Source organism: Propionicicella superfundia DSM 22317 (assembly GCF_000423465.1).
GTDB classification, from domain to species: Bacteria; Actinomycetota; Actinomycetes; order Propionibacteriales; family Propionibacteriaceae; genus Propionicicella; species Propionicicella superfundia.
Genome location: NZ_AUIA01000027.1, coordinates 1 through 12,433 on the forward strand (window position 1 = coordinate 1; position 12,433 = coordinate 12,433).

Sequence of the window (12,433 nt, forward strand, 5' to 3'; positions counted from 1 at the left end):
GACGCCTGACCATACGGATCAGCAGGAGCCGACGCCTGACCATACGGATCAGCAGGAGCCGACGCCTGACCATACGGATCAGCAGGAGCCGACGCGTCGGATCCGGCCGCAGGCGGCTCGTAGCTCGGCGGCGTGTACGCGCCCGCCCCGGCAGGATCGGACGCCCCCCACACCGGAGCAGCCGGAGCCTCGCCCCCATCAGCCGCCGCCGACGGAACAGACACATCGGCCGCAGGCGGCTCATAGCTCGGCGGCGTGTACGCACCGTCGTCAGGGGTGGATTCGGGGGTGCTGGGCGGTGCGTATCCCTCGGTTCCGCTCGAAGCCGGCTCCGGGGTGCCGTACGACGGAGGCGTGTAGCCCTCTCCGTCAGGCTGCGTCGGGGGCTGACCCCACGGGTCTGGCTGATTGGTGCTCATCGAAGTCCTTTCTGAGCGTCCGGGCACACCGATTCGGGGCACCACTTGATATTTTGCACATAGTCGCGCCCGCACCCAAGATCCCCCACGCTATAGACACCTAACTCGTGGGCGTCGCTCAGCCTGGCCGCTACGGCGATTCTCACGGCACGAGGACGCCCGGCGCAGCGCCCGACCGGCCTCCCGCACGTCCTCCGGCGGCCACTCCGCTACCCCGATCCGGAAGCGGCGATCGTCCCGCCCGGCCCTCGCGGGAGCCCACCGCGGTGGCGGAACACGGCCGGAGGAACCGGCGCCCATAGACTCGCACCGAGGACAGGAGGCAGGCCGACCATGACCAGACCAATCCTCGAAGCCGACGACGAACGACGCCCGGTGGGCGTGTCGCTGCTGTTCGCGCTGGCAGCGGCCGTCATCGTCCTGGCCGGGTTCAGCCAGATCGGAGACCTGTTCTCGGCGGCATTCCTCGCACTCACCCTGATCATCACCGTCAGGCCGCTGTTCACATGGCTGGTCGAACGGTCCGTGCCGCGCCCGCTCGCATCCGTGGCCTGCTCCGCGCTGGTACTGCTGTTCATCTTCGGGCTCGTCGCGCTCATCGGCATGTCGATCGCGCAGTTGGCGCAGACGCTTCCCCAGTACGCCTCGCGCTTCACCGCCGTCTACCGGGACGCGATCGCGTGGCTCTCCGGCTTCGGCCTCGACGAGGGCACCATCTCGCGAGGGCTGAGCTCGGTGAACTTCAACTCGCTCCTCAGCACCGCGACAGGCCTCCTCAGCAGTATCGGGCAGGGCTCCGGCCAGCTCGTGACCCTGATCATCGTGATCGTCTTCATGGGGGTGGACACGACTCAGATCGTCAACAGGACGCAGTGGCTGCAGCGAGATCAGCCGTCGATGCTCACCGCCCTCAGCGACTTCGGCGTCCGGGTACGGCAGTACTGGCTCGTGTCCACGGGGTTCGGCCTGCTGGTCGCCGTGCTGGACACGATCTTCCTCTCGTTCATGAACATCCCGCTCGCGATCACCTGGGGCGTGTTCGCATTCGTCACCAACTACATCCCCAACGTCGGGTTCGTCCTCGGGCTGATCCCGCCGGCGCTCATGGCCCTGCTGTCCCACGACCTTCCGGCCATGATCATCGTCATCGTCGGGTACAGCATCATCAACTTCTTCTTCCAGACGATGATCCAGCCGAAGTTCACCGGGGACGCCGTCGGCCTCAACACCACCGTCACGTTCCTGTCCCTGCTGTTCTGGGTGTCGATCCTCGGCGGCCTGGGCGCGATCATGGCCGTGCCGCTGACGCTGTTCCTGAAGGCGGTCTTCATCGACTCCAGTCCGCGCACAATGTGGCTGGGTGTGTTCCTGCAGGCCCGGGACGTCCCCGCCGACGCCCCGCCCGAGGGCTTCCGCAACCCGCTCGACCGCGATGCCCGACGACAGCGCCGGGCCACGAACAACAAGCGCGCGAGCAGGCGCGACCACTTCGGCTTTCACCGCCGCGGCCGCTGACGACGCCGACCGGGGGGACCGGCCTCAGCCCTCGGCGTCGAACACGACGCTCACGCGTCCGGTGACCTCGATCGGCTCGGGAGCGAACTCGAGCGGAACCGTGTCGCCCGCCGCGCCCCCCGCACGCGTGGCGTACACCGCGGCCATCCGGTGGGGCATCACGGACGCCTCGTCGGCGATCTCCGCCACCCGGAGGTCACGCGCGCCGGCGGCGTCGGCCAGCCAGCCGGCCCGCTCCTGCGCCCGGGCGAAGGCCTCGCGCAGCACCTGCGGTTCGACGGCAAGCCGCGTCGGTCGGGCCAGTTGCCAGGTGACGCCGGCGAGCGTCCAGCCCGCTCGCGCGCCGGCCTCGGCCACCACGCGCCCGACCTCGTCGAAGTCGACGAAGACCGCGCTCGCCGACGCACGGGCATGATGCTCCTGCTCGCGACGTTCGCGGGCCCGGGTGTCGGGGAAGGAGGCCCACGTCCGGACGGACTCGATCGTGAAGGACGCGACAGCGCCGCCGTGCCGCAGGGCCTCGAGTTCGGCCTTGGCCGCATTGCAGAGCCGGACCGTGTCGTTCATCACCGCAGTCTTGTCCGTGCCGGAGAAGCCCAGCGAGAAGCGAACGGCCGCCTCGTCGGCCGGGACGGACAGCGTGTGTTCACCGGTGACCCTGATGTGCATTACGACCTCCTTCTCGCGACGTCACGCCGGTTGCCGTGCGCGCAGGAACCGCTGCACGCTGGAGAAGACGCGGCTTCCGTCGGAGGACGGACCGGTGAGTTCGCCGATGCTGTGCTCGGGGTGCGCCATGAGCCCGACGACGTTCCCCCGCTCGTTGGTGACACCGGCGATGTCGCTCACCGAGCCGTTCGGGGTCTCATCGGCATACCGGAGCACGATCCGATTCTGGTCCTCCAGCCGCGTCAGGGTCTCGTGGTCGGCGACGTAGGGGCCTTCGCCGTGTTTGACGACGAGCGTGACCTGCTCGTACGGCCAGTAGTCGACGGTCCACACGGTGTCGATCGAGGCGACCAGCAGCCGCTGCTCGCGGCACGCGAACGTGCCCCGATCATCACGGAGCAGGCTGCCGGGAAGCAGTTGCGCCTCGCACAGGGTGCGGAAGCCGTTGCCGATGCCGAGCACGGGCAGCCCACGCCGGGCGTGCCGCACGACCTCGCCCATGACCGGCGCGAGCCGCGTCGTCGGGCCGCCCCGCAGCCGCTCTCCGTAGGAGAACCCGCCAGGCAGGATGACCGCATCGGCGCCGGCCAGCGTATCGCTGGCATGCCACAGCGCGACCGCCGATGCGCCGGCCAGACCGACGGCGCGACGCACATCCCTGTCGTCCAAGGACCCGGGGAACGTGACGACACCGATCCGCGCCGTCATGGGACCACATGGACGTCGTAGACCTCGGTCGCCGCATTCGCGAGAACTCGGTCGGCAGCCGCGCGGATCTCGTCGAGACGCTCGGTCGTGACATCGCCGGCGACCTCGATCTCGAACCGCTTGCCCTGCCGGACGGTGAGCCCGTCGAACCCGACGCGCTGCAACGCGCTCGTCACCGCTCGCCCCTGGGGATCGAGAGCGTCGGCCCTGGGCATCACGTCGACCACCACGCGGGGACTGTCGTCACCGGTCCCCGCTCGGGCATCGGCCGCGCGCCGCACGAAGGGGGCCCCGACCAGCCGCTCGTAGGCATCGATGTAGCGAGCGCGGGTTGCCGAGACCACCTCGGGCGGCAGCGGTGGCGGATCGTCCGTCGCGGGGTCCCAACCGGACTCATGGGCCAGCCAGTCGCGGACGAACTGCTTGTCGAAGGACGGCTGCGCGCCACCGGGGCGCCACGCGGCCGCGTCCCAGAAGCGGGACGAGTCGGGGGTGAGCACCTCGTCGGCGAGAACGATTGTGCCGTCATCCCGCATTCCGAACTCGAACTTGGTGTCGGCAAGGATGATCCCCCGCTCGCGGGCGGTACGTTCGGCCCGGCTGTACAGCGCGAGTGTGATGTCCCGCAGGCGGTTGGCGATGTCACGGCCGTGAAGGGCCGCGATCGTGTCGAAGTCCACATTCTCGTCGTGTTCGCCGAGTTCGGCCTTGATCGCCGGCGTGAAGATCGGAGTCGGGAGCTTCGAGCCGTCCTGCAGACCGGCGGGCAGCGGCACGCCGCAGACGGACTGCGTCCGCTGGTACTCGGCCCAGCCCGATCCCGTCAGGTAGCCACGGGCGACACACTCGACCGGGATCATCCGCAGACGCTCGGTGAGCATCGCGCGGCCCGCGACGTGGGACGGGACGTCGGCGCTGACCAGATGGTTGGGGACGAGGTCGGACAACTGTGAGAACCACCAGATCGACAGTTGGGTGAGGATCTCACCCTTGTCGGGGATGTCGGGGGCGAGGATGTGGTCGAACGCCGAGATGCGATCGGTCGCGACGACCAGCAGGCGATCTGGGTGCCCAGGAACAGCATGCAACCGCCGCACCTTGCCCGTATGAAGAATCTCTCCGATGGTCACGCCCCGAGCCTAGTGGGGAGGGTGTCACGTGACAGGGGCGTTCGACCTTCAACCGTGCCCGCCGTCCCCCTTGCGGGGGGCGATTCCTCGGTTTGAGACGCGAAACGGCTGGGACGATGCGCAGCGACCGGGATCGGCGGCGCCCATTTCCCCAGCGGGTGGTGGGTCTCGTCTCGATGCACCGGCGCGCGCGGCACTCTCCCGTCCGGCCCGCGCCGCCCGTAGGGTGTGCACCGGAGAGGAGACGTCATGGCGATCTTGGCGAGACCGGCGCCGGGCCTGGGCAAGGAACGCGGCAAACTTGGGGGTGTGTGCGCCGCCATCGGGCGACGCTTCGGCATCAGCCCGCGGTACGTGCGGCTCGGGTTCGTGCTGTCGCTGTTCATTCCGGGGCCGCAGATCCTGGCCTACGTCTTCTTCTGGTGGTTCATCCCCGAAGAGGATTGACCTCTGGCGTCACTTCGCCTTCGGATCGTCGGCGGTCTCGACCGACCCCCACAGTGACTCGTACCAGGTCGGCGCCTCCTCGCCGGGGGGGACGCTGCCGGACTGCTCGATCTGCACGCTCGTGTCGATGGGCTTGCCGTCCGGCCCGATCACCCGGTAGCCGACCTCGCCGGGCATCACCCAGCCCAGGCGCGACCGTGCCTGCGCCTTGACGTAGGCCGGGTCCTGCCAGCGCTGCAACTCCGTTTCGAGATCGGAGATCGCCTGCGTGCGCTCGGCGACCTCGGCGCGTGTCTGAACGATCTGCCGTTCCTGGTCGAAGTACACGCGCAGCGAGTTGAAGTACGACACGGCGAGCACGAGCACCAGGACGAACAACGCCACCGCCCGCCTCGTGACGTGGAATCCGCGTCCCAGCTTGCGCGGCGCCGGTTGAGCCACCGGGGCCGCCGTGTCCTTCGGCTGCGGGGCGACGCTCGATGAACGGCGCGTGCGCGTCGGAGGCTTCCCCCGCCCAGGGCTGGTCGGGGTGCGAGGACCGGAACGCGTCGAGGAAGGCATCACTCTCAGAGTACGGGCGGCGTCCTCACGGGCCGCGGAGGGGCGCGGCGTTCCGGCGTGTCCGGGCCGGGATCACCCCGGCCGCAACGTCGCCCCGCCGGAGGCGCGTGACATACCGCGCCGTGCGCACCGTCGGGGCCCCCTCTTGCCGCCCGCTCGCGCCTCCCGCGGGCGAAAAGTCACACCCGCGGCGGCGCCCCTCTCCGGGCCCGCGCGTGACAAATCGGCCCCCGACGCCGGCCACACCGCCCGCTCGCGCCTCCCGCGGGCGAAAAGTCACACCCGCGGCGGCGCCCCTCTCCGGGCCCGCGCGTGACAAATCGGCCCCCGACGCCGGCCACACCGCCCGCACGGCACTCGCAGCACCAATACGGGCGCAGAATGTCACGCCTCGGCCCGGGCGACCTCGGCGCCGGGGCCCCGCGGACGGACAAACCGGGCGCGGCCTTCGGAAAGGTCGCGCCCGGTTCGGGTCGTCACGCGCTCAGCGCGCAACGGGTGGGATCACTTCGCCGCGAAACGCGGGAACGCTGCGGCTCCGGCGTACACGGCCGCGTCGCCGAGCTCCTCCTCGATGCGCAGGAGCTGGTTGTACTTCGCGACGCGCTCGGAGCGGGCCGGGGCGCCGGACTTGATCTGGCCGCAGCCGAGAGCCACGGCGAGATCGGCGATCGTGGTGTCCTCGGTCTCCCCGGAGCGATGCGACATCATCGTGTGGTAGCCGCTGCGATGCGCGAGCTCCACGGCGTCGATGGTCTCGGACAGCGATCCGATCTGGTTCACCTTCACCAGCAGCGCGTTGGCGGTGCTGGTGTCGATGCCGCGCTGCAGGCGCTCCACGTTGGTGACGAACAGGTCGTCGCCGACGAGCTGGACCTTTGCGCCGAGGTCGGCGGTGATGGCCTGCCAGCCCTCCCAGTCCTCCTCGTTCAGCGGATCCTCGATGGACACCAGCGGGTACTTCTCGACCAGGCCGTCGTAGTAGGCGATCATCTCGGCGGCGGTCTTCTTGCCGCCCTCGAACTCGTAGGTGCCGTCGGAGTAGAACTCGGACGCGGCGACGTCGAGCGCGAGCGCCACGTCGACACCCGGCTTGAGGCCGGCGGCCTCGATGGCCTCGACGATCAGGTCGAGCGCGGCCGCGTTGCTCTCGAGGCTGGGGGCGAAGCCGCCCTCGTCGCCCAGGCCGGTGGCGAGCCCGCGGCCCTTGAGAACGGCCTTCAGCGAGTGGTACACCCGGGCGCCGTACTCGAGCGCCTCGACGAACGAGGACGCGCCGATCGGGGCGATCATGAACTCCTGGATGTCGACGTTGGAGTCGGCATGCGCACCGCCGTTGAGGATGTTCATCATCGGCACGGGCAGCAGGTGCACGTTCGGGCCGCCGAGGTAGCGGTACAGGGGGAGGTCGGCGGACTGCGCCGCCGCGTGGGCCACGGCGAGGGAGACGCCGAGGATGGCGTTCGCGCCCAGCTTGGACTTGTTGGGAGTGCCGTCGAGTTCGAGCATGGCGAGGTCGATCACGCGCTGCTCGGTGGCGTCCTGGCCGAGGAGTTCGGGCTCGAGCTGCTCCTCGACGTTCTCGACCGCCTTCAGGACGCCCTTGCCCCCGTAGCGGGCCTTGTCGCCGTCGCGCAGCTCGGCCGCCTCGAAGGCGCCGGTCGAGGCGCCCGACGGAACGGCCGCGCGGCCGATGCAGCCATCATCCAGTTCGACCGTCACCTCGACGGTCGGGTTGCCGCGCGAATCGAGGATCTCGCGAGCGGAAACGACATCAATGCTTGCCACGATGTGTTGCCTTTCATTGGGTTGGCTATACGCCCAAAGCCTATCGGCCCGACCCGGCAACGCCATCGGTCCGGGGGAGTTTGGTCGGACTTCCGGCGCAGCCGGGGGTCGCGGGGCTTGCGACCGGCCGCAGATCGGCGCGTCACGGCCTGCCGGGCACAGATATCCCAACAGGGGTTGAAGGACGGGAAGCGACTGCGTTAGCGTGCGAGCCACCCACCCCACCACACGGGAGGCATCCATGAGGAATCCGGACACAAAGGGCAACGCCGCGAAGCGGGTGTGAGGTGACGACGTTCGTTCGCCGTGCCCGCCCGATCGTCCGTCTCGCGCTGGCACGGCTGCCGCTGCTGATCCTGATCGGGGCGCTCCTCGCATCTGTCCAGGCGGCGGCGGACGTTCGCAGCATCCGGGGATTCCGTCTCGCCGACGCGAACACCACGGTCATCGACCTTCACTCCTCCGACGGGGACGACTCCCGGGCGGGTGCCGGCCGGCAGGCCCTCGCGGACGCCTTCGCGACCGCTCGCGCGAGCGCCGTGTACACCGGCGGCGCGGAATCCGGGGTCGGCGCCGGCGTCTTCGACACGCTGGGCACGTGGCCGGGCCTGCCGTTCACCGAGGACGACTACCGCGGCTCCCGGCGCGTCGTCTCGCTCCGTTCCGGATCGGCATTGGGCGCCGCCGGCGTGCCGGCCCGCGGCCTCACCGGCGCCGCCGCCTTCACCCGCGACTTCGACGGCGACGCGTTCCCGGAGACGGAGTTCGTCTATCCGCTGCTGGCCGCCGATCTCACGACCGGGCACCTCGCGATCGAGGGGCTCGACTCGTCGGCGATCGAGCGCCTGGCGACGGCTCTGACCGCGGCCGGCTACGAGGTCCATGCCTCGCGGCGGTCCTCGCTCGGCGAGGACCTGGCCGGGTCGCCGTCCTATCTGCTGATGATGCTGATCCTGTCCCTGGCGTGGGTGAGTGCGACCGCCGCGTGGATCGTCGAGCAGTCCCGTGGCGCCGATCGGCTGCGCAAACGGGTTCTCCTCGGCGCCACGCCCGGCCGTGCGGCGCTCGGCGAGCTGCCGACCGTCACCGTCGCCTGGGCGTTCGCGGCGATCGGTTCGGCGGTGTCCGTCGCGGTCTTCGCCGCGTCGGCCGGGGCCGGCGGCGCGGAGACCGGGCTTGCGATGGCCTGGGGTCTCCTGCTCGCGGCCGATCTCGCGTCCGCGGTGATCGTCGCCTGGGCGCGAGCCGCGCTCCTGGCCCGGACGGCGATCGCGTGACGGGGCTCGGGTACGCCTGCCGGCAAGGCCTTGCGGACACTCGCCGCGTGGCAGGCAGAGCCGTCCTTCTCGCCTTGCACGTGGCGCTCCTGAGCGTCCTCGTCGGGGTCTCCGCCGCCATGGTGACCCAGAGTGTCGCCGACATCCGGGCGGCCTCCCGACTGGTCGACCTCAGGGCCGTGTACTTCGTCGCCGCGGCCACCGATCAGCCGCCGCGGGCGGCGTCCGAGACGCTCCGCCGCCATCTGGTCGATGTCCTAACGAGCGGCCGGGCGTACGCACTGCGATCCCCCGCCGATGCGGGGCCGCAACCCGAGAACACCCTGGTCGGCTACGGGTCCCTCGCGAGGGTGTTCCAGCTCGCGCAGGTCGACGCCCTGCCCCCGTACGCCCTGGCGGGAACCGCATCGGGACACCGGCCGGGGCAGTCGGTCCTCGTGGACGGCGTGGACGTGCCGATCGTGGCGGCGATCGAGGACGCCGGGTACCTCGATCTCTGGATGGGTTTCCAGCCCCTGTCGGGCACCGTGGTCGTCGTCGGCGACATCGAACGCGACCTGGCCCGGGCGAGCGACGCCGAGATCCACGACATCGCGGCACGGCTGGTCATCACCGATGCGACCGGCGCCGACATCGCCGCTCACCTGACCGCCACGGCTGGGACGACCACCCTGTTCCCGCGCTGGGCGGGGGACAAGATCTCGCTCGACTACGAGCCGGAGCTGCGCGGACGCACCGCGTTCCTCGGGGTCTTCCTCGCGGGCGCGCTCACGACGGTCGTGGGCGCGTTCGGCGGCCTGCAGGCCCTGGTCCGCAGCAGGCGGCGCGACCTCGTGGTGCACATCGCTCTCGGCGCCGGGACGCCGCACCTCTACGTCCGGCTTCTCACCTTCGTCGTGTTCGCCTGGGCACTCCCGGCCGTCGTGTTCGGCTGGGCGGGCGCGGCGGTCGTGGACGGTGGGCACCAGGCGGCGACCGTCGCCGGCCGGATTGCGCTCGTCGTCGCCTGCGTTGCCGTCGCCATCCCGCTCCTCGCCGCCCGGAGCGTCGCCCGGACCGACCACTACTCGGCACTGCGGGAGAGCACATGGTGACGCTGACGGCGACAGGGCTGAGCAAGCGGTTCGTCTCGGCGGAGCGAACCGTCCGGGCGGTCGACGAGGCCGGCCTCTCGGCGGTCTCGGGCGAGCTCCTCGGAGTCGTCGGCGAATCCGGCTCCGGCAAGACGACCCTGCTGCGGATGCTCGCCTGCCAGTTGTCCCCCGACGCGGGCGCCGTCCGCATCGACGGCGTGGAGGTGCCGCATCCCCGGTCACGTGCGGGCGCGAGGTTCCGGGCGACGCAGGTCGGCTACGTCTTCCAGGAGTTCGGCCTCATCGAGGACGAGTCGGCTCTCCGCAACGTGGCGATCCCGCTGCGCTACGCGGGGGTGTCCGCCCGGCGCGCGCGAACGCTGGCGAGCGAGTCACTGGACGAGCTCGGTGTGAGGCCGCTGGCCGGATCCCGCGTGTCCACGCTGTCGGGTGGGCAGCGGCAGCGGGTCGCCATCGCACGTGCCTGCGTGAACTCACCGCTCCTCTTCCTGGCCGACGAGCCGACGAGCAGCCTGGACCAGGAGAACGCCGACATCGTCATGGACTGCATCGGCAGGCTGCGCGCGTCGGGCATGGTCGCGATCGTCGCCACGCACGACCCGGCGGTCGCCGAACGCTGCGATCGCGTCGTCGTGATGCGCGGCGGACGCATCGCGGACGTCCGCTGAGACCGCCCCTCGACGTCTGCCGGGGCGGGGCCGGTCCGCCGCGGGCAGGTCGTCAGGCCGAACGCCGCAGTCGTTGTTCGACGTCGCCCCGCAGCGTCGCGGCGTCCGTTCCCGCCGCGGTGAGGACGGCGTTCACGCGAGCGTCGTCGGCGCGGACGACGCCGAGCAGCAGGACGGCGGGATCGATCCCGTCGGCGTGGAGACGGATGGCCTCGCGCAGACTCAGCTCCAGCGCCTTCTTGGCCCCGTCGGTGAACCGCGGCCGGCCCCCTGCCCGGGGACGACCGGAGCCGCCGCCCGCGGCGTCGTCGAGCGCTCCTGGCCCGAAGGTCTCCTCCACCGAGGCGCGGACGGCGTCCAGGTCGATGCCCAGGGCGGCGAGCGCGGACGCGTCCAGCCCGCCTGCCGGTGTGCGACCGAGCTCGACGGCGACGACCTCCGGCGTGATCCCGTGGGCGGCGAGCACGTCGCGCACCGTCGATCCCGGCTCGGTGAGGGCCCACAGCAGGTGTGCGCAGCCGAACGAGGGGGAGCCCGCGGCGCGGGCCGACTCCTCCGCCGCCTTCACCATGCGGCGGGCGTCCTTGGTGAACCTCTCGAACATGTCAGTTCCTCCCGTGGTGTTTGCGATGGACGGCCTGCTTGGTGACCCCGAGCTGCTCGGCGATCTCCTGCCAGGACCAGCCGAGCGCCCTGGCGTGGTCCACCTGCAGCGCCTCCAGGCGCTCGAGCAGGATGCGCAGGGATGCCACGGCGCGCAGCCCGACGGCGGGGTCGGCATTGCCGAGGTCCCCGGCCAGCCGGGTGGCGGATGCGATGTCGGACATAGCGTCAATATATGTTGACGACCCGTCCGGCGTCAACACATGTTGACGAGAGATTCGCGTTCGGCGGCCAGTGCGCGCTCAGCGCGCGAACGCGCGCCCGGTCACGCGGACGCGGTGCCTGCGTCCGACGCGCCGGCCTCGGCCTCACGGACGCGTGCCTCGAACGCCCGCAGCGCGTCGCGCGCCGCCTGCTCCGGGTCGATGCCGGAGGCCTGCGCCCGGGCGACGAGCGCGAGGAACTGCTCCCCCACCGCCTCGGCCGTCACCGGCTCGTCGGGCAGGTCGACACCGACGCCGTGCCAGCGGGCGCGGGAGACCACCTTGGTCATGCGAGTGAGGGCCGACAGCCGCTCGGGAATGCCGTCGAGGGCAGACGTCCGCCCCTTCTCGGCACGCTTGGCCGCCTCCCACGACGCCATCATGTCGGCGGGGACGTCGGCGTCGGCGAACACGTACGGGTGCCGCGCGACGAGCTTGTCGGCGATGCGGCCCGCGACGTCCTCGATGTCGAAACGCCCCTCCTCCGCGGCGATCTCGGCATGGAAGACCACCTGCAGCAACAGGTCGCCGAGCTCTTCGCTCAGCGCCGCGTCACCGCCGGTCTCGATCGCCTCGACGACTTCGAGCGTCTCCTCCACGAGATAGGCGACGAGGCTGCGGTGGGTCTGCTCGGCATCCCAGGGGCAGCCCGCGCGCAGGGCGTGCATGACGCCCACCAGCCTGTCGAGCTGGGGATGGCTCACGACGTGTGCAGCGTCGACAACGAGGTGCTGCCCGTCACGAGGGTCGAGTCGGCCGCGTTCCACGTGACGCCGTAGCGCGGGTTGAGGACGACGTCGTACTCCTGGAGCGACTCGGTGCTGGTGATCTGCTTGGCGATCAGGCTCGTGCGGATCACGCGGCGCTCGAACGCCTTCGCCACCGCGTCGTCGCCCAGTTGCTGGAAGATCGCATCGGTGCCGACGAGTGCCTCGATGTCGGCCTCGGAGACCGCGACATCGCGGTCGGCGGCGTACTGCTCGGCCACCGCCGACGCGGCGAACACCTGCAGGATCGTCGTGTTCTGAACCTGGTACTCGGTCCTCTCACCGATGAGGGCGATCACCTCGTCGATCTCGCTCGTGCCGATCGTCTGGTCCCCGACACGGACGCCGACGTTGGCCGCCGGCGGCGTCGAGCAGCCGGTGAGCAGGAGCAGGCCGGCGATCACGGCCACGATCACGGAACGGAGCTTCACGGTCATCGACGTCCTTTTCAGCAGGTGCTTCCGCCGCCCAGCATATGGCCTCGGGAGCCCCGACCCGCCGCATGCGGCGCTCCCGGACCCGCG

At 70.8% G+C, this 12,433-nt stretch carries 14 protein-coding genes; 5 read left to right on the top strand and 9 right to left on the bottom strand.

Features of this window, described 5'->3' with window-relative positions; all coding sequences use genetic code 11:
- The first annotated feature begins 752 nt into the window (after window positions 1–752).
- The gene (locus G555_RS17965; protein ID WP_084634724.1) at window positions 753–1,934 is read left to right on the top strand and encodes an AI-2E family transporter; all 1,182 of its coding nucleotides are present in this window, start codon (window positions 753–755) and stop codon (window positions 1,932–1,934) included.
- A gap of 24 nt (window positions 1,935–1,958) precedes the next feature.
- On the opposite strand, the gene G555_RS0104580 is transcribed toward G555_RS17965, so the two are convergent.
- Genes G555_RS0104580 through G555_RS0104590 form a run of 3 tightly spaced genes read right to left on the bottom strand, consistent with a single transcriptional unit; the run spans window position 1,959 to window position 4,441 of the window.
- Window positions 1,959–2,603 carry an SIMPL domain-containing protein gene (locus tag G555_RS0104580; protein ID WP_028707961.1) on the bottom strand — a complete coding sequence of 215 codons (645 nt, stop codon included), beginning with the start codon at window positions 2,601–2,603 and terminating at the stop codon, window positions 1,959–1,961.
- A gap of 21 nt (window positions 2,604–2,624) precedes the next feature.
- Window positions 2,625–3,311 (bottom strand): phosphoribosylformylglycinamidine synthase subunit PurQ, encoded by a 687-nt coding sequence (gene purQ, locus G555_RS0104585; RefSeq protein ID WP_028707962.1) that lies wholly within the window; start codon window positions 3,309–3,311, stop codon window positions 2,625–2,627.
- Window positions 3,308–4,441, bottom strand: a complete 1,134-nt coding sequence (locus G555_RS0104590; protein WP_028707963.1) for a phosphoribosylaminoimidazolesuccinocarboxamide synthase — start codon at window positions 4,439–4,441, stop codon at window positions 3,308–3,310. The genes purQ and G555_RS0104590 overlap by 4 nt, the downstream gene beginning before the upstream one ends.
- Before the next feature lie 249 nt (window positions 4,442–4,690).
- Between G555_RS0104590 and G555_RS0104595 the strand changes: the two genes are divergently transcribed.
- Entirely contained in the window at window positions 4,691–4,888 is a 198-nt protein-coding gene (locus G555_RS0104595) for a PspC domain-containing protein (RefSeq protein WP_028707964.1), read from the top strand.
- A gap of 9 nt (window positions 4,889–4,897) precedes the next feature.
- On the opposite strand, the gene G555_RS21080 is transcribed toward G555_RS0104595, so the two are convergent.
- The gene (locus tag G555_RS21080) at window positions 4,898–5,329 is read right to left on the bottom strand and encodes an FtsB family cell division protein (RefSeq protein ID WP_051208444.1); all 432 of its coding nucleotides are present in this window, start codon (window positions 5,327–5,329) and stop codon (window positions 4,898–4,900) included.
- A gap of 624 nt (window positions 5,330–5,953) precedes the next feature.
- Complete coding sequence (gene eno / locus G555_RS0104605) at window positions 5,954–7,237, bottom strand: phosphopyruvate hydratase (protein WP_028707965.1); 1,284 nt, start codon at window positions 7,235–7,237, stop codon at window positions 5,954–5,956.
- A gap of 287 nt (window positions 7,238–7,524) precedes the next feature.
- Between eno and G555_RS0104610 the strand changes: the two genes are divergently transcribed.
- From G555_RS0104610 to G555_RS0104620, 3 genes are read left to right on the top strand one after another with little or no spacing between them, the layout of a single operon-like run.
- The gene (locus G555_RS0104610; RefSeq protein WP_028707966.1) at window positions 7,525–8,514 is read left to right on the top strand and encodes a hypothetical protein; all 990 of its coding nucleotides are present in this window, start codon (window positions 7,525–7,527) and stop codon (window positions 8,512–8,514) included.
- Window positions 8,515–8,561: 47 nt separating this feature from the next.
- Window positions 8,562–9,608, top strand: a complete 1,047-nt coding sequence (locus G555_RS22175) for a hypothetical protein (RefSeq protein ID WP_028707967.1) — start codon at window positions 8,562–8,564, stop codon at window positions 9,606–9,608.
- Window positions 9,602–10,276, top strand: coding sequence for an ABC transporter ATP-binding protein (locus G555_RS0104620; RefSeq protein WP_028707968.1), 675 nt, complete (start codon window positions 9,602–9,604; stop codon window positions 10,274–10,276). Before G555_RS22175 ends, G555_RS0104620 begins: the two co-directional genes overlap by 7 nt.
- A gap of 52 nt (window positions 10,277–10,328) precedes the next feature.
- On the opposite strand, the gene G555_RS0104625 is transcribed toward G555_RS0104620, so the two are convergent.
- From G555_RS0104625 to G555_RS0104640, 4 genes are all read right to left on the bottom strand, one after another.
- Window positions 10,329–10,880, bottom strand: coding sequence for a Clp protease N-terminal domain-containing protein (locus G555_RS0104625; protein WP_028707969.1), 552 nt, complete (start codon window positions 10,878–10,880; stop codon window positions 10,329–10,331).
- Window position 10,881: 1 nt separating this feature from the next.
- Entirely contained in the window at window positions 10,882–11,103 is a 222-nt protein-coding gene (locus G555_RS0104630) for a helix-turn-helix domain-containing protein (protein WP_084634741.1), read from the bottom strand.
- Window positions 11,104–11,204: 101 nt separating this feature from the next.
- The gene (locus G555_RS0104635; RefSeq protein WP_051208452.1) at window positions 11,205–11,810 is read right to left on the bottom strand and encodes a nucleoside triphosphate pyrophosphohydrolase; all 606 of its coding nucleotides are present in this window, start codon (window positions 11,808–11,810) and stop codon (window positions 11,205–11,207) included.
- A gap of 32 nt (window positions 11,811–11,842) precedes the next feature.
- Window positions 11,843–12,346 (bottom strand): hypothetical protein, encoded by a 504-nt coding sequence (locus G555_RS0104640; RefSeq protein WP_028707972.1) that lies wholly within the window; start codon window positions 12,344–12,346, stop codon window positions 11,843–11,845.
- Window positions 12,347–12,433: the final 87 nt, after the last annotated feature.

What these genes read in the sequence shown, in the direction of transcription:
- G555_RS17965 (WP_084634724.1), top strand. Translation starts at nt 753, where the DNA reads ATGACCAGACCAATCCTCGAAGCCGACGACGAACGACGCCCGGTGGGC.
- G555_RS0104580 (WP_028707961.1), bottom strand. Translation starts at nt 2,603, where the DNA reads ATGCACATCAGGGTCACCGGTGAACACACGCTGTCCGTCCCGGCCGAC.
- purQ (WP_028707962.1), bottom strand. Translation starts at nt 3,311, where the DNA reads ATGACGGCGCGGATCGGTGTCGTCACGTTCCCCGGGTCCTTGGACGAC.
- G555_RS0104595 (WP_028707964.1), top strand. Translation starts at nt 4,691, where the DNA reads ATGGCGATCTTGGCGAGACCGGCGCCGGGCCTGGGCAAGGAACGCGGC.
- G555_RS0104620 (WP_028707968.1), top strand. Translation starts at nt 9,602, where the DNA reads ATGGTGACGCTGACGGCGACAGGGCTGAGCAAGCGGTTCGTCTCGGCG.
- G555_RS0104625 (WP_028707969.1), bottom strand. Translation starts at nt 10,880, where the DNA reads ATGTTCGAGAGGTTCACCAAGGACGCCCGCCGCATGGTGAAGGCGGCG.
- G555_RS0104630 (WP_084634741.1), bottom strand. Translation starts at nt 11,103, where the DNA reads ATGTCCGACATCGCATCCGCCACCCGGCTGGCCGGGGACCTCGGCAAT.
- G555_RS0104635 (WP_051208452.1), bottom strand. Translation starts at nt 11,810, where the DNA reads ATGCACGCCCTGCGCGCGGGCTGCCCCTGGGATGCCGAGCAGACCCAC.
- G555_RS0104640 (WP_028707972.1), bottom strand. Translation starts at nt 12,346, where the DNA reads ATGACCGTGAAGCTCCGTTCCGTGATCGTGGCCGTGATCGCCGGCCTG.